The 23590-nt window shown below is 44.5% G+C and carries 14 protein-coding genes; 4 read left to right on the top strand and 10 right to left on the bottom strand.

The features are described 5' to 3' along the window. Window positions 1–215 precede the first annotated feature (215 nt). The 4 genes from trxA to I1A59_RS06820 all read right to left on the bottom strand — a co-directional run bounded on the left by trxA (window position 216) and on the right by I1A59_RS06820 (window position 3820). Complete coding sequence (trxA, locus tag I1A59_RS06835) at window positions 216–527, bottom strand: thioredoxin (protein ID WP_135036216.1); 312 nt, start codon at window positions 525–527, stop codon at window positions 216–218. A 78-nt stretch (window positions 528–605) separates the two neighbouring features. Continuing rightward, window positions 606–2942, bottom strand: a complete 2337-nt coding sequence (locus I1A59_RS06830; protein WP_196092040.1) for an endonuclease MutS2 — start codon at window positions 2940–2942, stop codon at window positions 606–608. A gap of 65 nt (window positions 2943–3007) precedes the next feature. Next, window positions 3008–3565: a CvpA family protein gene (locus I1A59_RS06825; protein ID WP_196092039.1), complete on the bottom strand. Its 558-nt coding sequence runs from the start codon at window positions 3563–3565 to the stop codon at window positions 3008–3010. A gap of 9 nt (window positions 3566–3574) precedes the next feature. Beyond that, on the bottom strand, window positions 3575–3820 hold the full coding sequence (locus I1A59_RS06820; RefSeq protein ID WP_196092038.1) for a hypothetical protein: 246 nt from the start codon (window positions 3818–3820) through the stop codon (window positions 3575–3577). A gap of 234 nt (window positions 3821–4054) precedes the next feature. Here I1A59_RS06820 and lepB point away from each other — a divergent pair, with 234 nt between their 5' ends. Both lepB and I1A59_RS06810 read left to right on the top strand, forming a co-directional pair. Next, window positions 4055–4696 (top strand): signal peptidase I, encoded by a 642-nt coding sequence (gene lepB, locus I1A59_RS06815; RefSeq protein ID WP_196092037.1) that lies wholly within the window; start codon window positions 4055–4057, stop codon window positions 4694–4696. A gap of 100 nt (window positions 4697–4796) precedes the next feature. Beyond that, a complete protein-coding gene (locus tag I1A59_RS06810; protein WP_196092036.1) occupies window positions 4797–7196 on the top strand; it encodes an ATP-dependent RecD-like DNA helicase in 2400 nt (799 codons plus the stop codon). 84 nt (window positions 7197–7280) lie between these two features. Here I1A59_RS06810 and dinB read toward each other — a convergent pair whose 3' ends face one another. Beyond that, window positions 7281–8411: a DNA polymerase IV gene (gene dinB, locus I1A59_RS06805; RefSeq protein WP_196092035.1), complete on the bottom strand. Its 1131-nt coding sequence runs from the start codon at window positions 8409–8411 to the stop codon at window positions 7281–7283. Between the two features lie 261 nt (window positions 8412–8672). Here dinB and pflB point away from each other — a divergent pair, with 261 nt between their 5' ends. After that, complete coding sequence (gene pflB / locus I1A59_RS06800; RefSeq protein ID WP_196092034.1) at window positions 8673–10991, top strand: formate C-acetyltransferase; 2319 nt, start codon at window positions 8673–8675, stop codon at window positions 10989–10991. Window positions 10992–11360: 369 nt separating this feature from the next. On the opposite strand, the gene I1A59_RS06795 is transcribed toward pflB, so the two are convergent. The 5 genes from I1A59_RS06795 to I1A59_RS06775 form a co-directional block, all read right to left on the bottom strand. Next, window positions 11361–12293: a serine hydrolase domain-containing protein gene (locus I1A59_RS06795; protein ID WP_196092033.1), complete on the bottom strand. Its 933-nt coding sequence runs from the start codon at window positions 12291–12293 to the stop codon at window positions 11361–11363. Beyond that, window positions 12286–13023, bottom strand: coding sequence for a CppA N-terminal domain-containing protein (locus tag I1A59_RS06790; protein WP_196092032.1), 738 nt, complete (start codon window positions 13021–13023; stop codon window positions 12286–12288). Before I1A59_RS06790 ends, I1A59_RS06795 begins: the two co-directional genes overlap by 8 nt. A gap of 94 nt (window positions 13024–13117) precedes the next feature. Next, window positions 13118–13963: an aquaglyceroporin Gla gene (gene gla / locus I1A59_RS06785; RefSeq protein ID WP_196092031.1), complete on the bottom strand. Its 846-nt coding sequence runs from the start codon at window positions 13961–13963 to the stop codon at window positions 13118–13120. Window positions 13964–15082: 1119 nt separating this feature from the next. Beyond that, a complete protein-coding gene (locus tag I1A59_RS06780) occupies window positions 15083–21190 on the bottom strand; it encodes a G5 domain-containing protein (protein ID WP_196092030.1) in 6108 nt (2035 codons plus the stop codon). A gap of 131 nt (window positions 21191–21321) precedes the next feature. After that, a complete protein-coding gene (locus tag I1A59_RS06775; protein WP_196092029.1) occupies window positions 21322–22689 on the bottom strand; it encodes an FAD-dependent oxidoreductase in 1368 nt (455 codons plus the stop codon). A gap of 150 nt (window positions 22690–22839) precedes the next feature. On the opposite strand from I1A59_RS06775, the gene I1A59_RS06770 reads away from it, so the two are divergent. Beyond that, complete coding sequence (locus I1A59_RS06770; RefSeq protein ID WP_196092028.1) at window positions 22840–23139, top strand: YbaB/EbfC family nucleoid-associated protein; 300 nt, start codon at window positions 22840–22842, stop codon at window positions 23137–23139. Window positions 23140–23590 lie beyond the last annotated feature (451 nt).

Below are 23590 nucleotides of genomic sequence, written 5' to 3'. Positions count from 1 at the left end.
AGGCTAATCGTAGCCTTGGTTTAGTCTAAAAAACAGCTTCAAAGGTACCTGGTGTCAAATAAAATCGCGCTAATTATTCTAGCCCATATTAATCATTTTTTCGGGACATAATCATCTTTGATTGACATTTTACCCAGCTTTATAAATGTAACCCGATTGTAAAAAGCGCGCAAAAGGCCTGAAACATTGCTGACTCAGGCCTTTCCAATTCCCCATTAAAGGGAAGCAACAATTTCTTTGATTTGATCTTTGGTGTGTACTCCAGCTACTTGCTTCACAACCTCTCCGTCCTTCTTAAACATCAAGGTTGGAATAGACATAATGCCAAATTCACGCGCAGTAGCTGGATTTTCATCCACATCCATCTTCACAATCTTCAACTCAGATTCATCGACTTCACCCGCCAACTGTTCCAAGATTGGAGCCTGCATGCGGCAAGGACCACACCAAGTAGCCCAGAAATCAATTAACACAAGACCTTCTTTAGTCTCTTCTACGAAATTTGCGTCGGTCACACTTTGTACCATATCAATCGCTCCTTTTTCTTTCTTAGTATTAGTTTACACCAATTTGTAAAATAATGACAGAATTTGCTACGGCATGCCTTATTTAAAAATGGCAATAGTGGCACCAGATCCTCCAGCGTTTTGTGGCGCGTATGCAAAGGACTTGACCTGTTTATTCCGGCGAAGGTAATTTTGCACACCCTCTCGGATAACGCCAGTCCCAATTCCGTGGATAATATCGACCTGAGCCAGATTATTCAGCAAAGCTTGGTCAATAAAGGCATCCAGTTCTTCCATAGCTTCCTCATAGCGTTTCCCACGTAAGTCCAAACGAGCCTTAGCTCCTTGACTTTTAGTCCGTTTAACTGTCGACACTTTCTTAGACTTGGGTTTATCTGGGCTAGCTTCTTTTTGGACAGCCTCAAACTCATCTTCCTTTAAAGTCATTTTCATCAGACCAACCTGAGCTTCCCAACGACCATCTTTCAATTGACGAACCAAATTACCACGTTGACCATACTGGCTAACGAGAATTTCCATGCCTACCTTAGGAGTTTTTTTCTTTTTGGCCCGATTGAGCACCCTGTTTTTAGATAAATCAACGGTTGCTGGGGCAAGTTCTTTTAGTTTGGCCTTGGCTTCAATCACTTGATGGGGTTTCAACTGAGCTCCTGCCTGCAAGTTTTTCAGAATCTGATCACTCTCTTCAGTAGCTTTAGCGACAATCACCTGTGCCTCTTGGCGAGCAGCATTGAGTTCAGCTTCCTGGCCGCGTTCCAACTCAGCATAGAGCTTTTTCAAGGCCCGATTGAGCTTGTGGTTTTCCTGCTCCAGCTCCCGAATCCCTTCCAGCCGTTTGCGGCTCTCTAGCGTTTGCTCTTCCAAACGTTGAATAATGCGGGAAACATCCTGGTCTTGGTCCATCTGACCTTCTGCCTGAGTCACGATGACTTCTGCCAAGCCTAAACGTCTTGCGATTTCAAAGGCATTGGACCGCCCTGGAACACCTTGCATAAAGCGATAGGTGGGCCGCAAACTCACCGTATCAAATTCCATGCTGGCATTTTCAACCGCATCCGTCTCAATCCCATAAGCCTTGAGCTCTGGGTAGTGGGTGGTCGCCATGGTCTTAATGCCCCGCAAGCGGAGATCTTCTAAAATTGAGATAGCCAGTGCCGCTCCTTCCTGCGGATCCGTACCTGCTCCAAGTTCATCAAAAAGAACGAGGGAGAAAGGACCAGCCTGCTGGAGAATCTGGATAATGTTGGTCATATGGCTAGAGAAAGTTGAGAGACTTTGCTCAATGGACTGCTCATCACCGATGTCCGCAAACACTTCATCAAACAGACCAATTTGACTACCTTCAGCAGCTAAAATAGGCAGACCCGCCTGTCCCATAAGCTGAGCCAAGCCTAGGGTTTTAAGCATCAGGGTTTTCCCCCCTGTGTTAGGCCCTGTCATCACAATACTGGTCAAATCTTTGCCAAAATGCAAATCATTGGCCACCGGCTGCTCTAATAGAGGATGACGAAGCTGGAGCAAGCGGATATCATTCTGGGTAGAGATACTTGGAATATGTGCCTGACGATCTCGCATATACTGGTATTTTGCGGCCAAGAAATCAAAATGTCCCAGAAGCCAATGGTTGTTTTGAAAGGCTTGAACTTGGGGTCGAAGTAGATTAGCCAGTTCTCGCAGGATTCGACGAATCTCATAGCGCTCTTCCGCTTCTAAACTGGCAATTCCTTCATTAATCTGAATCAATTCACGGGGTTCAATGTAAACCGTGCTCCCCGTAGCCGAGATGTCTTGCACAATCCCTTGAACGCGGTTGCGAAAACTCTGTTTGACTGGCAAAACATTGCGACCGTTCCGACTGGCAAAGAGAGGATCCGCTAGGTAATCCGCTTTTTTCTTCAAGAGCTCTTGCATGGTTTGCCGAAGTTCTCGATCTGCCTGTTTCAAGCGACGACGGATTCGCATCAAGTCTTCACTAGCAAAATCCTCAATCGTACCATTGTCTGCAATAGCCTGCAGGGCCCCTTGAAATTGTGGGAAAATCTCCAGATTTTCAAAATAGACCGCTAAATTGGGGAGACGGACATCCTCTAAATCCAAGTAAAATTCCTTCAGAAGTTGACTCGCCCTTAGTAGGGCCTTAATGTCCTGGAAATCATCCAGATTTAATTCCGCTTCCAGCTGCAAACGTTTCAGTGTTGGGGTCAAATCGCCTAGACTGGTTATGGGCATAGTCTGACCTGCTCTTCCGAGCTCCTGCATATCTCCCAACTGATCAAAGGCTCGCTGGATTTCTTTTACATCGGTCATAGGTTCCAGATTGGCCAAGGTTTTCTGCCCTTCTACCGTTCGAAGATAGGGGGCAAAAGCGCTTTTGACTTCTGGAAACTCTAAACTTTCATATATTTTATTATTCATTTTTTCTCCGAAAAATCTAAAAAAGAAAGAGTCTGCGACAGGGTCGCCAAACTCTTACAAGCGGTTTACATTCCTCCCAAGACACGGCCTACCCAAAGGGGGCGAAGGGCTAGTTGGCTAAAGGGGGAAAGGTTCATCATAAATTGAACGAGGAAACTGGAACTAAGGCTGTCCTGGATAATGGGGAGAGGGATTGTCGCGAGGATAAAAATGAGCATTTCAATCCGATACCAGGACAGGAGAAGGGAGAGGCCACTTGAGATAAGAGAGGCTGGCAGACCGTCCCAGGTCCGTTTCCAGGGTGAAAAGACCAAAAAAGTTGCTAAGATACGGCCTACAATCCAAACCAAGATAAAGACAAGTAAAAAGCCAAGACCACTATAGAAAACGCGGTCTAAGTCAAATAAAATGGCGGACTCAAAAAAGAGGGCCTGACTCCCCCGCACCGGGTTGGCATAGGGAATCCAGAGACTGAGGACATCTGCCACCCCACTATAGGTAAAAGAGGCTACAAGGAAAGCTATTGCAAAAAGAATCGTCTGTCCCAGCTGAGAGGCTAGTCCTCGCTGAAATCCTAGATAGACATTCCAAATCAGAACCAATAAAATGACAATATCGAGCATAGTTGACCTCTATTTGTCTTCTTCCTGGTTCTGCTTGGCCCACTCCATCTCTCGATTCAACTGGACAGAGAGGGTATTAATAGCCAAAAGCAAGGCCAGGGTCTCGTCATCAGCATTCGGCATCTGAGTCTTGAGAGCCTGGTATTTCTCCTGAGCCAACCGTTCAATTTCTTCCATAAAGAGATTGTCGTATTCAGTTGTTAACGTTAGGGTTTTCTTTCCAAAAGAAAATTTATATCGATTTAAATTTGCCATAATATCACCTTTCCCTCAATTATAGCAGAAAGGCGGTAGCTTGTCATTTTCAAAGGAAGCTCGACTCCTACTGTTGCCAATCAGAAAGTCTTTTGTTTTTTCAAATAAAAAGGACTTTGGTTCTTCTCGCGGAATATATGATAAATATGGTACAATAGGTGTTGCCTACCTAGGTACGAAGAATGGCGTCTTGTCAGATCATGGTTGACAAGGCTTACGCAAGAAAGGATGACTATGGCAAGTAGAGCTGAAAAGAACAAAAAGCAAAAAAACAGCCGATTACGGCAACTGATCGATACCCTCGTCTTTTTCCTCTTAATTGGTGGAATCCTCGTCTCCCGCCTTATTTTCTGGGAAGCGGTCCGGGTCGAAGGACACTCTATGGATCCTACTCTAGCTGAAGGTCAACATCTGATTGTTTTCAACCAGAATCAAATTGACCGCTATGATATCGTGGTTGCGACAGAGACCGATGACAATGGCAAAGAAAAGAAAATTGTGAAGCGGGTCATTGGGATGCCCGGCGATCAAATCGAATTTAAGCAGGACACCCTTTATGTAAACGGTGAGGAAGTTGAAGAAACCTATTTAGCCGATTACAAGGCTGCCTTCCAGGCTGACAAGCTTCAAAACACTTACTCCTATAGTAAGTACTTCCAATCACTGGCCCAAGCCTCTCCTGCCTTTACCGTGAACCGGGATGGCCAGACAGACTTTAGCGTAACCGTCCCAGAAGGAGAGTATTACCTCCTAGGGGATGATCGGATTGTCTCCAAAGACAGTCGCGACGTCGGCACCTTTAAAGCAGACCAAATCAAAGGTGAAGTAGTCCTACGCTTTTGGCCTTTTAACAGCTTTAAACTTCTCCACGAGTAAAACTTCCTCCTTGCTTTAGGAAGGAGATAAACATGTACTTCTAAGGAGGTTGGGACCCATAAAGTCTCAATCTCCTTATTTCATTTAGAAAGGAATTCTGATGGAACATTATTTCTCTGGTCGTGTGGAGCGAATTATTTTTGAAAACCAAAACAACTACTTTAAAATCCTTTTGGTAGATCTGGATGAAACGGATTCTGACTATTCTGCAACCGAAGTCATTATCACTGGTACCTTTGCGACTATTGTAGAGGGGAGTTCTTATCGCTTCTATGGGCAATTGGTCCAACACCCTCGCTACGGCGAGCAGGTCAATACTAGCCGATACGAACGTGAAAAACCTAGTCCTCAAGGTTTGGTCAAGTTTTTCTCTGGTCCCCAATTTAAAGGAGTTGGCCAACAAACGGCCAAGCGAATTCTAGAAATTTACTCCTCTGAAAATCCCATTGATGAAATACTCAACCATCCTGAAAAACTGGAAGGGATTAAGGGCTTATCCAAAGCCAATCGCCTCGCCCTCGTTCAAACGCTTAAAGTCAATTACGGTCTGGAACAAGCGCTGGCCAAGCTAGCAGACTTAGGGATCCCTAATCGCTTGGCGGTGGAAATCTACGACACCTACCAAGAAAGTACCCTCACCGTCATCAAAGACAACCCTTACCAAATGGTTGAAGATATACGGGGGGTCGGCTTTGTCATTGCCGACCAAGTTGCTGAACGCTTAGGAATCGAGACCAACTCGCCAGAACGCTTTCGAGCAGGTATTATCCACAGCCTTTTCCAACACAGCTTAGAATCTGGGGATACCTATCTAGAGGCAGCACCACTATTGGAAAAAACTCTGGTCCTCCTCGAAGAAGCACGGCAGGAATCCATTGATCCACAGGTTATTGCAACAGAATTAACCCACCTGCTGGAAGAAGATAAAATCCAACATGTGGATACCAAAATCTTCAGCAATAGTCTCTTCTTTGCAGAAGAAGGAATTGCCAATCACCTTCTTCGCCTGCTAGAAGCCCGGGACCAAAATACTGATAAAAAAACAGATGCAGCCACTATTCAAGAGCTGATCACGCAAATAGAGGAGGAATTGGCCATCACCTATGACCCTGTTCAGAAAGAAGCCATTCTCCAGGCCATTCAACAACCCATCTTTATTCTTAGCGGAGGACCCGGGACAGGAAAAACCACGGTTTTGAACGGTATTATTGCAGTCTACGCCAAATTACACAAGATTGACCTGAAGGCCAAAGATTTACCCATTATGCTGGCCGCACCAACAGGCCGGGCAGCTCGACGAATGAACGAACTAACCGGTCTGCCCTCAGCGACCATCCACCGTCATTTAGGCATGGTGGCAGATGAAGAAGTCAGCACTCGGGACGAAGCTTTAGATACCGACTTCTTGATCGTCGATGAGTTTTCTATGGTCGACACTTGGCTGGCCCATCAGCTCTTTCAAAATCTAGCCAATCATACCAAAATCTTGTTGGTTGGCGATGCCGACCAACTTCCATCTGTCAGTCCTGGTCAAGTTTTGGCGGACTTGCAGGAAGTCGAGGCAATTCCCAAAATTCAGTTAGAAAAAATCTACCGTCAGGATGCCGAGTCCACTATTGTTCACTTGGCCAATGACATCAAACACGGTCGACTTCCCCATGATTTTCAAGAAAAAAAAGCAGATCGCTCCTATTTTGAAACTGGGCCCGAACATATCCCTCAATTAATTGAGCGCATCGTTAATGCCGCCTTGCGGAGCGGGATAGCCGCAAAAGATATTCAGGTCTTAGCTCCTATGTACCGAGGACATGCTGGGATTGATGCTATCAACCAACTCATGCAAAACCTTCTCAACCCTTTAAAAAATAAGCAACAAGCATTCGATGGGCCTGAAGGCCAATACCGGCTTGGGGATAAAGTGATCCACCTCGTCAACGATGCCGAAGCGAATGTCTTCAACGGAGATTTAGGCACCATTACAGAACTCATCCCTGCGGCTTATAGTGATTCCGACCAAGATGAAATCCGGATGGACTTTGATGGGAGTGAAGTCACCTACCCCCGCAAAGAATGGTACAAAATTCGACTAGCCTATGCCATGAGTATCCACAAGTCCCAGGGAAGTGAATTCCCTGTCGTCATCCTTCCCTTGACAATGGCCAATCGCCGTATGCTTCAACGCAACCTTCTCTATACAGCCATTACCCGTGCTAAAAGTAAACTCATCCTCCTCGGCCAGTCCACAGCCTACGCCTATTCTGTGGAAAACCTCGGAACCCAACGCCAGACCTATCTTTCACAAAGGTTTTCCACAGTTTATCCACAAGATATCCACAGCACTGTGGAAAACTCTGTTGGAACTGTGGAAGAAGAATCCATAACTTTGGAAGCCTCAATCCTAACCAATGAGAATTGGGACCAGATTGATCCCATGATTGGCCTGACCGAAGCTGACCTGACAGAGTTCTTTCAGCCAATATTCGAACGAACTGAAACATAACAAACTGATTGAAATTCGTTAAGTATGAAATGGCAATCCATTCTTTTGCAACATTCAAGAAGAAACCGCTGATAACTCCACCTTTCAAAGGGCTTCATGATCGGCGGTTTCTTTTTCTTCAGGGTTGTCCAATAGGTCTTCTTCTCGCTCCTTACCTAGGTTTGTAAGGGTGATTCCAAGGAGACGAATGGCCTTGTCTTTCTCTTCGATGCTTTCATACAGGGCCAGGGCTTGTTCCAGTAAATCAGCTTCTTGAAATACTGATCTGTCTAGGGAAACGCGCTTGGTCAAGGTTTGAAAATCTTCCCATCGAATCTTGAGTACCACTGTCTTCCCCTGCACATCTTCCCGCTCCAGATTGGTTGCTAGCTGTTGCGCTAAACCTTGGAGCTCCTTCCGGACATCTGCTTCCTGGCGTAGGAACTTACCGTAGGTCTTCTCCTTACCAAAAGATTTGCGAATACGATTGGGTTTGACAGGAGCGTTATGGATGCCACGAGCACGGCGATAGAGATCGTAGCCAAATCTTCCGAAGCGGTCAATGAGCTCAATTTCAGATACGTCCAAAAGATCAGCTCCCGTTTCCACACCCATTTGACGCAGGCGTTCAGCACTTTTTTTCCCAACACCGTGAAATTTTTCAATCGGTAAAGGAGCCAGAAAGTCCAGGGCCTCCCCAGGTTTGATGACCGTTAGCCCTCGTGGTTTTTGAAAGTCACTCGCTAACTTAGCCAGAAATTTATTATAGGAGATCCCTGCCGAGCAAGTTAGTTGCAGCTCCCTCCAAATATCCTCTTGAATAAGACGAGCCACCTTTACCGCAGATTGGCTGCCAATTTTATTCTCGGTTACATCTAGATAGGCCTCATCAATACTCATAGGCTCGATGAGGTCCGTGTAGCGCCGAAAAATTTCCCGGACTTCTAGTCCAATAGCCTTGTATTTGGCATAATCTCCTTGGATGAAGATTGCTTGGGGACAACGTTCATAGGCTTCCTTGGCACTCATGGCAGAGTGAATGCCAAAACGTCTAGCCTCATAATTAGCTGTCGAGACAACTCCCCTACCACCGGTTACCCGAGGATCTCGAGCAATCACGACAGGTTTTCCCCGTAACGCAGGATTATCCCTTTCCTCAACCGCTGCGAAAAAAGCATCCATGTCGATATGAATAATTTTACGGGACTGATCATCTAATAACGGGAAAATGAGCACAGTCTTTTCACCTCCTCTACTACAATAGGACAGATATAGTACACTTTTTATTTTTTCAAAAACTGTACTATATCAGAAACCCCTTACAATTCGCATTTTCGTTGTTGAAAACGATTACTTTGTGTTATAATCAAAGTGTAATTATAACAGTTCTCATAAAAAAATCAATCTAGACTCTGACGGTTCACTAGGCAAGAGAGATTCCATAGATTGCTTTTTTTGGAGAGTGTCTATGACTAGAAAGATGATGAGGTATACCATATGGTCGTTAAAACAACTGTAGAAACTCAGGACATTTTTGACAAAGCCTGGGAAGGCTTTAAAGGGACTGACTGGAAAGAAAAGGTCAGCGTGTCTCGCTTCGTACAGGCAAACTACACTCCATACGATGGCGATGAGAGTTTCTTAGCAGGTCCAACCGAGCGTTCTCTTCACATCAAGAAGATTATTGAAGAGACTAAGGCTGGCTACGAAGCAACTCGTTTCCCAATGGACACAGACCGTGTTGCTTCTATCGCAGACATCCCTGCTGGCTACATTGACAAGGACAATGAGCTTATCTTTGGACTGCAAAACTCTGAATTGTTCCGCCTAAGCTTCATGCCTAAGGGAGGAATCCGTATGGCGGAAACTACCCTTCGTGAAAATGGCTATGAGCCTGACCCACACTTGCATGAAATCTTCACCAAGTATGCGACTACCGTTAACGATGGTATCTTCCGTGCCTATACCACAAATATTCGTCGGGCTCGTCACGCCCATACCGTAACTGGTTTGCCAGATGCTTACTCTCGTGGACGGATTATCGGGGTTTATGCCCGTCTAGCACTTTATGGTGCAGATTTCCTCATGGCTGAGAAAGTCGATGACTGGAACGCCTTGACAGAAATCGACGAAGACACTATCCGTCTTCGTGAAGAAGTCAATCTTCAATACCAAGCTCTTAAAGACGTTGTTGCTCTTGGTGATCTGTATGGTGTAGATGTTCGTCGCCCAGCCATGGACACCAAAGAAGCTATCCAATGGACTAACATTGCCTTCATGGCAGCAGCTCGTGTCATTAACGGTGCCGCTACTTCCCTTGGACGTGTTCCGATCGTTTTGGATATTTATGCAGAACGGGACTTGGCGCGTGGTACTTACACTGAATCAGAAATCCAAGAATTCGTGGATGACTTTGTTTTGAAACTCCGTACCGTTAAATTTGCTCGTACCAAAGCTTACGATCAACTGTACTCTGGAGACCCAACCTTCATCACTACCTCTATGGCTGGTATGGGGGCAGATGGACGCCATCGTGTAACCAAAATGGACTACCGTTTCTTGAACACATTGGATAACATCGGTAACTCACCAGAACCAAACTTGACCGTTCTTTGGACAGACCAATTACCATATGCTTTCCGTCGCTACTGTATGGACATGAGTCATAAACACTCATCTATCCAGTACGAAGGGGTTACCACTATGGCGAAAGAAGGTTACGGCGAAATGAGCTGTATCTCATGTTGTGTGTCTCCTTTGGATCCTGAAAACGAAAACCAAAGCCACAACATCCAATACTTCGGTGCCCGGGTTAATGTCTTGAAAGCTCTCCTCACTGGTCTAAACGGTGGATTTGATGATGTTCACAAAGACTACAAGGTCTTCGACATCGAACCTATCCGTGATGAGATTCTTGACTTTGACAAGGTTAAAGCAAACTTCGAAGAGTCGCTTGACTGGCTCACAGATACTTATGTGGATGCTCTTAATATTATCCACTACATGACCGATAAATACAACTACGAAGCAGCCCAAATGGCCTTCCTCCCAACTCATCAAGGGGCAAACATGGGATTCGGTATCTGTGGCTTTGCCAATACAGTTGACTCCCTATCTGCGATTAAGTACGCAACCGTTAAACCAATTCGTGACGAAGATGGCTATATCTACGACTACGAAACAATTGGGGACTACCCACGTTACGGGGAAGATGATGACCGTGTAGATGCTATCGCAGAATGGCTCTTGGAAGCCTTCCACAGCCGCCTTGCAAGCCACAAACTTTACAAGAACGCGGAAGCAACCGTATCCTTGTTGACCATCACTTCTAACGTTGCTTACTCTAAACAAACTGGTCACTCCCCAGTTCACCGCGGAGTTTTCCTCAACGAAGATGGTACCGTCAATACAAGCGAACTTGAGTTCTTCTCACCAGGTGCCAACCCATCGCCTAAATCTAAAGGTGGCTGGCTCCAAAACTTGAACTCCTTGGCAAAACTTGATTTTGCACACGCAAATGACGGAATTTCCCTCACAACTCAGGTATCTCCACGTGCTCTTGGTAAAACCCGTGATGAGCAAGTAGATAACTTGGTAACCATCCTCGATGCCTACTTCGAAAACGGTGGCCAACACGTTAACTTGAACGTTATGGACCTTTCAGATGTCTATGACAAGATCATGTCTGGTGAAGATGTCATCGTCCGGATTTCAGGTTACTGTGTCAACACCAAGTACCTCACTCCTGAACAAAAAACTGAATTGACACAACGTGTCTTCCACGAAGTTCTTTCAATGGACGACGCCTTGGCTTAATCAATCCCCCTTTCCAGGCTGGTTAACCAGCCTGGTTTTTTATTCTCTTCATTTCATACTCATTGGATTTCAAACTGATACTCGAAATAGTTCGAAATCTGAAATAAATTTTAATCCAGGAATTGGATTAAAATTTATAGATAATGAAGCAAGCATCGCTTGCAATCAATCCGCTGAAGATAGTTCAACAGGTCTCCCAGACCTGTTGAACTATCTTCAGCGGATTTCCTCGTCATTTTTTTGAAATTCCGCGAGTATTCTGATTTTGAAATCATCTTTTTTTGAAGATCCTTCTCCACCTCTGTGGAGGATTTTAAAAAAAGATGAAACTGACAAAAAAGCGACCACCGGCCGCTTACTTCGTCTATTTTAACCTGTTCTTTGTCGAATCAAGTCCATGAGTTCATTCCGATCTTGGATCCACTGGGCCCGCTCATCTTTCCAGTAGGTTCGGTTGGATAGAAAAATAGCTGCTTCTTTTGTCTTACGATTGAGGAGCAAGAAAGTACCAGTATAGCCTGTGTGGTCTAACCAGTCACCTTCTCTGCGCCAAGCCATACTTCGAGGGTTAGCCGAGTCGGAACCATGAATGCTATCTAGATAGGAACTTTCATCGTCTAGTTGACTGAGTACATAGGTTTCTAAATCTTCTAGATTGGAAAAGAGTCCAGCACTACCTGTGTGGGGCCCCAGTACCTGGGCCTTTGGATCATGAACTTGACCAGTGTGATTCCCTTTGAGAGTGGGGACAGCACCTGGCCAAGGCCCGTAACCGGTGGAAAGCAATTGGAGAGGATCTAAAACCTGCTCCACAACTAGCTCCTCCAAGCTTTTACCATAAAGAGCTTCCAAAAAGAACCCCAAAAGAATATAGTTCACATCGGAATAAAGGTAATTGGCTTCAGGTCGTAGCTGCAAATGGAGCATGGCTTGGCGCAATTCCTCTCTGTTGAGGTTGTCGCGATTGGGAATAAAGGGATCTAGGCCCGAGGTGTGGGTCAGGAGATCGACCACTCGTAAATGTGGGTGATCAAACTGGGGAAGACGACTCTGGATAGAATCTTCTAAACTCAGTGCTCCGGATTTCACTCCCTGTAAAATGAGACTTCCAGTTACCACAACCTTGCTGACACTGGCTAGATCATAGACCAAACCGGGTTGGCTTGGCAAATTCTGATCCGGGTCAGCCCAGCCAAAGTAGTATTCTTGCCAGTTTCCATCTCGATAAAGGGCTAGACTTGCACCAGGATAAACTTCTTGGGCGAGGTGCTCTTGAATCTTTGCGGCTAAAGCTTTAACCATGGGACTCCATCCATAATTCTATTTGATTAGCAGGATCTTGGGTCAAGAAGAAATTCTCTCGCTTGGGTACAAAAAACTCCTGATCTGAGAAAATCTGTTTCAGGGCATCTAAATTCCAATCCGCTTGCGAGAGACGGAACTGATACAAATCCCAAGTCTGACCTGCAGCAGCTGTCAAATAGTCACTCTCAGCCTCAGTAAAGACCAGAGTAGTAGGCCAACTGAGACGTTGGTAGAAGACCTCAGACTTCTCTTTGTTCAAAACATTCAGGCGCAATTCTTCCAACTCCACGTGATCCAATTTTATTGGTCCCCCTTGAAATGATTCAGGATAGTCTGACTGCTCGACGACCTTCAAGTCTGCAAGGGAAGCCTCTGCATGCACCAAAATGCGATCCCCTTCCGGAGAAGTCGCCAAATAAGCCCAGCCTTTTGATCCTTGATACAGTTCATCGAATTTCAAACCACGAGCCAAACCTGCTTCCACGGCCTTGGCATCCTGCACGCGGAAAACTAATAAATCCAATTTCTTCTTCCCTCTAGGTTGCAGAGCTCTATTAGAGGGAAGCTCTTCCATCTCCAAACAGACTCTTTTCTGCGCATCTCCCAAAGAAGCCAACCCTGCATCTTCCAGCAAGACGGTAAAACCAATTTTCTCAACATAAAATTCTAAATTTAAGCGACGATTATTTGTTTTTAGTACGGGTACTAACCTATCTTTACTCATCATTTCCTCCACCATAACTCTTGTTATTGTAAAAAAAAAATAAAAAAAAGACAAGTAATTATATAAGAAAAAGCCTGATAAACAGGCTTTTCACAAATTAACGGTAAATCATTTGGAAGACGGCAACAGCAAGAATTGAAGCCAAGATAGGGGCAACAACTGGCACCCAGGCATACCACCATTTAGAATCTCCTTTGGCTTCACCAAGCACGCTGTTTGGTAATAGGAAGTGAAGGAGACGAGGACCCAAGTCACGAGCTGGGTTAAGAGCAGGACCAGTAGGACCACCAAGGCCAGCAACCAAGGCCATAACAAGGAAACCAATGGCAATATGGGCTACTGCCAAGCTACCAGCTGTGTAAGGTGCAGCTGCTGTTTCCGCCATTGTTTGGTCAAAACCATTGTCAACCAAACGACCGACCAACTCAGCTCCAAAGAAATTACGCGTCAAGGCCATAGCTCCAAAGAAGAGCACGAAGGAACCGATAAACTCGTTCACAAAACCGTTAAAGATAGAAGCTGAACGAGATTCTTTGCTACCATTATCCAAGGCTGAGATGGTTGAGAAGGAACCTAGTACAGCATTTGGATTTGTTGTTTTCTTGAAGTAAGGGTTGTAAGCGGCAACCACCAGCAATTGTCCGAACATAGCTCCAAGTAATTGTGCCAAAATATAAGGTGCAACGTGTACCCATGGGAACAAACCGCTGACTGCAAGTCCAAGTGTGAAGGCAGGATTGATATGGTTTCCAGAAACATTACCAAACATCATAGCTGGCATCATAACGCCTAAACCATATCCCAAAGCAATCACAACCCAACCAGAGTTATTTCCCTTGGTTCCTTTCAAATCTACGTTTGCAACGGCACCATTTCCCAAGACAAGTAGGAAGGCTGTCGCAATAAACTCAGTAAGGTACTTAACACCCCAAGTTACATCCATTGTACTGTATCTCCTTTTTCATTTTTTCATACTTGATGATTATAACAAGACTAATCCCAAATGTAAAGCTATTCTGAACACGACCACGACAAACGCATGAGAGATTTTTAGCGAGAAAATAGAGTTTTCTGTATTTCAATGTTCAGGATTTTCACAATAAAAAATAATCCTTTTTGGAATCTTCTATAGGAGAATCGCTAAAGTTACTAAATTTAAACTGTGTTATAATTCGGAAATTACTGTTTCATGCGTTTGTCGTGCCATTCTGAAAGAAGAGAAATATGACAGCCATTCTGAAAGAAGCGAAATATGAAAGAGGTTGGAACAAAAGTCTCAACCTTCCTACTTTAGTTAGTGAATTCACTTTGACGCAGTGGTTGATTCGGTCAAACAGCTAAAAGGCTGTTTGAGGTAGCAGATAGGAGAGCGAAGCAAATAACAATTGTTCGCTTTTATTGAGAGAACCTTTCCTGTTCTCTTGTCCAGAAACTCAAAGAGTCAATTCCTGACTCTTCGACCTCCGAAAGTAACCGAATCAACATTGACTTGAACTTCGTTCATTTCATCTTCAAGCTCTAAAGACATTCAACATGCCTTTAGAGCGGGGGTGGGTACTAACAGTCTGGGAAGAGACTGTTAGTACTTGAGCCCTAAATATGGAAAGCGAAAACAGTCTGGGAAGAGACTGTTTGAACCCGAGCCTAACAATAAAAGAGCGAGGTCGGTTTGGGGAGAAACCGTTTCAGCTTATACTCATTACATTTCAAAATCTGAATGTGTGAATCCTCTTCGCCGAACCCTAGTTCTGCCTTCATCGGATTGCCTGTTCAGATTTCGAACTGTTTCGAGTATTACAACTTGAAACAAAGACTTGTAACGAATGATTTTATAGTCTTTTAGTTTGCTTTTAGTACAAGGCAGCGAGTCGCAGACAGTACTGAAGTACGGCAAGACGAGCTAACACAGTAATAAAAGATAAACTAAAAGAGTATATTTGTGAAAATCGTTCTGTCTCACTCTCTCTTTTCGTTTCAGTCTCAAGCCAGTCATTCTCGAAAACCCTAACAACAAAAGGCCGCAACATCCTGTTACGACCTTTTGATTCTATTTCAGAAAACCTTAGTCTTCTTCCCGTTTTTTAGCGGCTAAACCTAAGCCTGCAAGACCGGCAAGACCACCTGCCACAAGAAGGGCAGCAGAGTCTGCTGTACCCGTGTTTGGAAGAACTTTTGCTTCAGGAGCTGGGGTTGAGACTTCAACTTCAGCTGGTGGGCAAACTTCTTCTACTTTGGTTCCTTTACGAACAATACGTTTTACAGGTGCAAGAGTTTCAACACTCTCATGAGCTGTTACTTCACCTGTTTCAGGGTTGAGGCTGTAAGTAATACGGGTAATCCGTTTACCAGCTTGACCTTCAACTTCAACACAGATTTGACCCAGTGGAAGATTTGGATCTTCGATCACTTCTTCTTCAAACGGAAGCTCTTCCACTCTCTCAACTGGCTTAAGACCAACACGAATAATTTGATCAAAGGCTTCCTTAAGGACGCTACCATTTGGATGGCGAAGTCCCTCTTGGCCTTCTTGATCAACCACTCGCTGGCCAGCCGTCAAGGTCACATCCCCCTTATAGATAACCTTAAAGGCAATTGGACTCGTTTGTCCTACTCCTCGTTTCACAAGGCGATTCACAGCTTCTTGACGCTCCACAATCGGTTCTTGCGCTGTCACTTGACCAGTTTGAATGTCTAGAACATAGTTAGTGGTACGTGTTTCTTTACCAATTTGCCCCTCAACCAGCACGACTTCCTTGTCTGTCGGCAACATCATCGGATCATCTTGATAAACAGTCGCAAAGCCTAGCTCTGTCTCAACCACAAGTGGTTTCACACCCACTCGAACGACACGTGCAACTGGGTTGCTGGTGCGCTCAACGACTTCTGGTTGGGCTGTCACTTGACCGGTTTCAACATTCAAGACATAAGTTGTCGTATAGGTGTCCAAGCCTTTTTGACCTTCTTGATCTACAACTTGTTGACCGGCTGTCATTTCTTTATCTTCTTTATAAACAGTTGAAAACTCAAGATCAACAGTTCGCATCGTTGAGTTGGTTCCCACTTCAATGACTTCCGTAACAGGCTGAGTGGTAAGAGCTTCGGTCTCAGGTTGAGCTGTTACCTGGCCATTCGCTGCATTCAAGACATAAGTGACGGTAAAGGTCTTCTGACCGGTTTGGCCTTCAACCAAAGTTCGACGGCTATTGGCTGCCATTTCTTTGGCTTCTAGATAACGAGTCGCAAAGGCAACTGTCTCTGTCCGCTGACTTGGACGAGTTCCGACAGCTACAACTTGAGCAACGACTTCCTTGGTAATGCTGCCATTTGGATGACGAATTCCAGTTTGACCTTGAATACGCACATCTTTTTCACCAGCAGCAAGCGTTGCATCGGCAACATAGTGTGTTGCAAATGGAAGTTCTGTATTTTGACCAGCACCACGCTTGATGATCTGATCAACAGCTGCCGTTTCGACAAGGATTGGTGTCAAGGCTGTTACTTGGCCAGTCGCTTGATCTAAGCTGTAATTGGTTGTGCGAATGCGTTGACCGGTTTGACCCGCTTGAACTACAACTTCTGGATCACTTACCAACATGTTTGAATCTTCTTGATAGCGAGTTTGGTAAGACAATTCTTCTGTAACAACAACTGGCTTAATACCAACCTGAGTCATGGCTGGTACCATTTCACGACTAACGCTGCCATTTGGATGACGAAGACCATTTTGACCTGCAACCAAGACTTGTTGTTGTCCAGCTACCAGCTCTGTAGTCGCCAGGTAAACGGTGGTAAATGGAATCTCCGTTTCTTGACCAACTCCACGTTTGAGAATCCGATCAACTGCCGCTGTTTCTTGAACAACTGGAGCCTGTGGACTGACAAGACCCGTCTTCTCATCCATGACATAATGGGTGATTGTCACACGTTGTCCAGCTTGACCAGCCTGGACCAAGACTTCTGGATCACTAGCTTTCATACTAGTATCATCTTGGTAGATTGTTTGGAACGGAAGGTTTTCCATCATTACAAGAGGTTTCACACCAACTTGTACAAGCTCTGCGACTGCTTCTTTGGTGATGCTGCCATTTGGATGACGTAGACCATTTTGACCAGCAATAACCACAACTTTCTGACCTGCTTCAAGAGTGTTGGTTGCTAAGTAAACAGTGGTAAATGGAATTTCAGTTTCCTGACCGACACCACGTTTGATAATCCGATCAACCGCCGCTGTCTCTTGAACAACTGGAGCCTGTGGACTAACGAGACCTGTCTTTTCGTCCATAACATAAGTAGTGGTCGTTACACGTTGTCCAGCTTGACCAGCTTGTACTAAGACCTCTGGATCAGTTGCCTTCATTGAAGCATCGTCTTGATAAACTGTCTGGAAGGCTAGGCTTTCAATCACCATTACTGGTTTCACACCAACTTGAACGATTTGAGCAACCGCTTCTTTGATAATGCTACCATTGGGATGACGAATTCCTTCTACACCTGGGGTTAGGACTTGTTGCACACCTGCATCCAAGGCTGTTGTTGCAATGTAGACCGTATCAAATGGAAGACTTGTATCTTGCCCAACACCTCGTTTAATAACACGGTTTATTGGTGCTACCAATACTTCAGTTGGCGCATTCGCAGTCACTTGACCCGTTTGACTATCCAAACTATAAGTCGTTGTCATCGTCTTCAACCCATCTTGACCTTCAACAACTACTACTTCGGGATCGCTCGTTTTCATCGTAGCATCGTCTTGATAGACTGTCTCAAAAATCAAAACTGTTTCTTCAATCAAGGGCTTGACCCCGACTTGAATCACTTGGTTGACTGCAGCTTGAGTAACACTGCCGTTTGGATGACGAGTTCCCTCAACGCCTGGAGTTAGCACCTGTTGCTCACCAGCAGCAAGTTCCATACTTGCAAGATAAAGCGTTTCAAACGGGATTTTACTATTCTGACCAACACCTCGACGGATGACACGATTCACTGCTGCTATCAGCTCTTCAGTTGGGCTATTTGGTGTCACCTCACCAGTAGTCTCGTTCAAAGTATAGGTTGTCGTAATCGTTTTTTGCCCGTTTTGACCTTCTATCACCACAACTTCAGGATCATCTGCCTTCATCGCTGAATCGTCGATGTATTCCGTTTGAAAAGCCATCTCTAAAACTTCAATCTTAGGCATTGTACCGATAGTGTAGACACGATCAATGACACGACGCACAAGCTCTGTTGTTGGTTCACCCGCTGTTACAACACCTGTACTTGGATCAAGAATATAGGCTGTGGTAGTTCTTTCAAGCCCTTTCACACCTGCATTGTAAACAGATTCCCAACCAAGTGGACGTTCATCACTAGCACGGTAAGAAACGTTATAATCCAACGTCCTCTCCTCTACTTTTGGCTTCGTTCCCACTTGGATTCTTTGAGTCACTGGTTCTTGTGAAATTGCCCCGTTTGGTTGACGAACTCCTTCAACTCCCTCAACTTCAACGACTTGTCGACCAGCATCCAGTTGTTCATTCGCTACATAAACTGTATCAAATGGAATCTTTGTCTCCTGACCAACTCCTCGACGAATCACACGATTCACTGCTGCCACAAGCTCCTCAGTAGGTTCATTTGCTGTCACTTCGCCGGTTTGGGGATTCAAGCTATAAGTCGTGGTTACAGTCTTCCGACCATCTTGTCCTTCCGTCACAACAACTTCAGGATCATCTGCCTTCATATTCGGATCTTCTTGGTAGATTGTTTCAAATGCAAGGGGACTTACTTCAATCTTGGCTTTGGTCCCAACTTCAACAATCTTAGTTACAGCAGGCCTTATGTCAGTTTTTACAGCAGCAGAGACCTCCTGTTCTTTACGGTCAACCAACTGATTGTCTGCTGTTACTATGGTTGTAATCGTCCGAGTTCTAGTTGCTGTCCCTTCAAAAGTATAGGTGATTTGGATAGGAGAGTCACTTTCCGGCTGGTAGCGACTCGCAACTTTTCCAGATTGAACAGGGAGTTTCTGGGACTGGCCATTCACCGTCAAAGTCGCATCTGTAATTCGTAATTCACCTGAATCATCTCCAATCTGAATATCAAGTGGTTTATAGATCACCTTAGTAATCGGCTTTGTCTTTGTCTCAACAGCTAACAAGCCTGCCTCATCATCATAGGTTACCGGGAATCCAGCGTTCTCAAATGCCGCTTCTGATTGTCGATAGCGTTTTTCGGTCCAAACATCACGACTAAGTGAACGGATTGAAATAATACGGCTTCCAACCCGATTCATCAATGCTTTAAGAGATGGATTGTTATTGAGAACTTGATCATCTAGTGTAAACGGATCTGTTTCAAAACGGAGTTCCGCCCCTTCAATTTCTTCGTTCGTTAGGCCATATCTATCAGGAATTTGATCTGCTGTAATATCCCCAACAGATTCTAACGGCCTAATGGTTTCATCTTGGCCCTTCACAGAAAAACTAGCTAGAGGTGTTTCGAAGATTTCTGGCAAACGGCCTGCTCGGATTAAAAGAAGTTTATCACCATTTTGTAGGTTGTTCCAAAGCGGGGCAAGACTTTCCACTCCGTTATAAAGGTAAAGACCCTCAATATCCTCCACAAGGACCATAATGACCTGCGGAATTCGCTGAATTTCTGTGCTAATATCGGACTTACTCGTTAAGGTAGCTTGACCAGAACCAGTGACAGGTTCTAGAACAATCCGCTCTTCTCCATTCTGCCCCTCCTGGATAACTCTTTGAGTACCAGCTACTAAATCCTGATTTGCCCGGTACTCTGTCGCATAGGGAGTTTCAGTTCCTTCCCGATTTGTTCCCCGTCTAATCTGCCTAGTGATCGCCGCTTCAACTGTCTCTGTTGGTGGATTTTCTCGAACCTCTCCCGTTGTACTATCGAGGGTGTAGGTTGTGATTACCGTTTTTTGACCATTACGTCCTTCCGTCAAAACGACTTCAGGATCGGTCACCTTCATATCTGGATCGTCTTGATAAACGGTTTCAAATGGAAGAACAAGTGTCTCAACTTTGGATTTTGTCCCTACCTTAACAATTTTCGAAACTGGTTCCGCGATAACGGTTTCCGTTCGAGAGGGAACGAATTGGCCTTGTTCATTCTTTGAATAAGTGGTCACTACATTTTTTTGACCATCTTTTCCGTCTTGTATCACTTCAGTGGCTTTTGCTTCGAACTGATCATCAGCCTGATAGACCGTTGTAAACGGAATTGAAACCAGTTCAGTCGAATCTTTTGGGCCCTCAATTTCCTGTACCGTCTCATGGTATCGTGCAGTCTCAAACTTAGGTGTCGCCCACATAATATTGCGGTTATTAGGGGCTTTTAGTGGTGTATCTCGAGCATTTACAACGACTTTTGCATTTGGACGCACATCCGTTGCGATTCGGATTGTAGCATTTGAGAAATCAATGTCTTTACGATCTACATAGGTCAAAAATTCAAGACGGTTCGTTTGACCAATCTTAGCCTTCACCGAGGATGAGAAAAAGGATCCATTCCCTATGGATTCTAAACTTTGACCATTAAATTTAACGGAGGATGGGATAATGTCGATGTTTCCGGATGAAGTAAAATTCACTCCTACCGGAACATCCGTTGGGCGACCATTAACCCGATTCGGAATATAGTCTAACTCCCACCGGACTGTCTCGCGCTCATTGGTATGCTGATCCAGTAACATATAACCCTTCAGGTTATTAGCTTGAGCCCCTTGATCTCTTGCATCATTGGTTGAAATTTGCAAACTCTGTGACTGGCTATAAATTTGAACCTCTTTCGTCTCATTATTCCGCAAAGAAGTACTACGGAATGGCGTATTGGCTGTTGCAACAACATTATCAGACGTGTTCGACTCAGCAGACCTGCCAGAGCTTACCTCTGTAGGTACAGCATCTAACACAGCCACCTCTTCCTCCACTGCCTCTATAACAGCTTCACCACCGTAAGTGGCTGAGGATTCCGCGATCGATTCCTGCCCATGATCTTGACCAGTAGCTTCTTGGCTTTCTGCCCCAGCCCCTTCGACTTCATCAGCCGAAACAGGGCTCGCAGTCGATAAACCTCCTGCAAATACCGTTGCCAATAAGACAGAAGCAACTCCTAATTTATACTTCCGAATGGAAAAGCGCTGCTTGACCTCTCGTCTATCCATAGTAATCTCCTTTATATCATAACATACTCTTGGATTTTACCATTTTAAATAACGATTTGTCAATTATTTGTACAAAGTAATTTTAAATGACAAAAAATAACCAGCTAGGGGACTCCCTAACTGGTGCAACTTTAAAAACGGCTATACCCCAAAGCATCTTGTGCAGCAAGGTTTAGCAAACTCCATTGACGATCAAAACCTGGTTGGAAGAAGAAATCGGCTTCTGCCAAATCTTCTAAAGTCATCTTCTGTGAGATAGCCAAGGAAAGGACATTTCCTTGTGCCGTTACATCTTGGGTTGACAAAACAGAACCTCCAAGTAACTGGTGGGTCTGTGGATGGAAGGTCAGGCTGACAAATACTTCTGGATTATCACTCTCAGGGATATAGGCCGGGCGAACACGATCGGCATAAAAACTGGTTTCAAAGGCCAACCCTAAACGACCTGCAGTATACTGATTCAAACCAGAAGTCGCAAATTTATAACCAAAGATACCTAAGGCTGAAGACCCTACAACCCCTTTATAGGCACGCGCTGGTTTCTGATCAAACAAAGTATTTGCCAAGTAAAAAGCAGAACGACGCGTCGTTGTCGCCAATGCAATTGGCAGGGATTGATTTGCAGGAATCGATGGCTGCAAGGTAGCATCCCCAACAGCGTAGACATCAGCTACATTGGTCCGCAAGTAAGCGTCTGTCTTAATGTAACCACGCTCATCCAGGTCAAGGGTCCCTTTTAACCAAGCAGTATTCGGATATACACCTACAGCCACAATCACTAAATCAGCAGCAATTTCACCCTTATCGGTCTTCACTGCCTCTACCTTAGTCTCACCCAAAAAGGCTTGGACACTAGCTCCCATATGGAGGTTAACCCCCGCATCAACAAAAGCTTGTTCTAAGATTTCTGTTGACTCTGCATTGAGATAGTTCCCCAAAGGACGCTCTAGCATATCAATCAAGGTTACAGACTTCCCAGCTTTAGTAAAGACTTGTGTAGCCTCAACTCCAATGTAACCAGAACCAATAACCACGACATTCTTAATTTGATCATCATTCTGAGCCGCATTTATTTTGCTAGCCCAATCATAACCATGCATTAAATAGACATTTTCCAAATCTTTGCCCGGAAGATTGAGTTCAATAGACTCTACCCCAACACTTAGGATCAATTTGTCATAGGCAACTGTCTCTTCAACCCCTGCTACAAGGTTCGTCACTGTGATGGTTTTTGCATCTGGTTGAATAGCTGTCACTTGATGGTTATTTACAACGCGGCCTCCACGAGCCGTTAACTCTTCAGGCGAAAAGTTTCTTACAAAATCCTGACCTAGCGTTTTTCCTTCTAAGAACAACTCCATCCCACAAGACATGAAAGAGACAAAATCTCCTGCCTCATAAATCGTAACATCAACATCTTTGTACTTATCCAAAATACGGATAGCCGACTCATGCCCTCCATGAGAGGCCCCAACAATAATAACTTTTTTCTTTGACATCATTTCTTCCTTTCTTGAGTTACCTCTATCCTATCTAAATGTTCAAACAATCACAAACATTTAGCTTGGAAATTTACTCTTCTTTACTTTTTCATCCGAAAACATGATAAAATAAGAGAGTTGTAATAAAAAAGAAAAGAGATGATCCTTATGATGAATATGCAAAATATTATGAAACAGGCTCAGAAAATGCAGAAGGATATGGAGAAAAAGCAAGCTGAATTAGCTGCAAAAGACTTCACCGGTTCCTCTGCCCAAGACCTAGTGACTGCTACTCTTTCCGGCGACCGCAAAGTAAAAGCCATTCGCTTCAATCCTGCTATTGTAGACCCTGATGATATGGAAACCTTGGCAGACATGACCGTGCAAGCCGTAAACAAGGCTCTTGAACAGATCGACCAAGAAACCCAAAAAACAATGGGGGCTTTAGCCGGAAAATTACCATTCTAACCCCTTCAGAATCAGGCGTTTAGCTTGATTCTTTTTTAGTAGACTTCCTGCGGAACTAATGTATTTGACCCAATTTCTCAGTAGGAAATATCGCATAACCACACTGAAATAGCCTGTGACTCAGTCTTTTTTCAAGTGATAACTCCGATGAATCTCAAGTTCCATCACTGTTTTGCAGGAAGTCTATTTTATAAAAAACTCAAAGCAAGCTTCACCTGCTAACTCATGACGGAAAATAATACTTAACGAATTTCAAAATCAGAACACTCGCGGAATTTCAAAAAAATGACGAGGAAAGCCGATGATGGTAAAACTGAAGTTCACCCACGACAAACGCATGAAGAAAACTCCCTATTGAAAATTTTCAGTAACCGATAAATATTCGTAAAAACGCCCTCTTAAGCCTATAATTAGCTTAGGAGGGCGTTTTTATGGATGTTATGATTTCATA

The sequence above is a fragment of the Streptococcus sp. NLN76 genome (genome assembly GCF_015686645.1).
Taxonomy (GTDB): Bacteria; Bacillota; Bacilli; order Lactobacillales; family Streptococcaceae; genus Streptococcus.
Note: the sequence above shows the minus strand (reverse complement) of the source record. Positions and strands in the feature narration are given on the sequence as shown.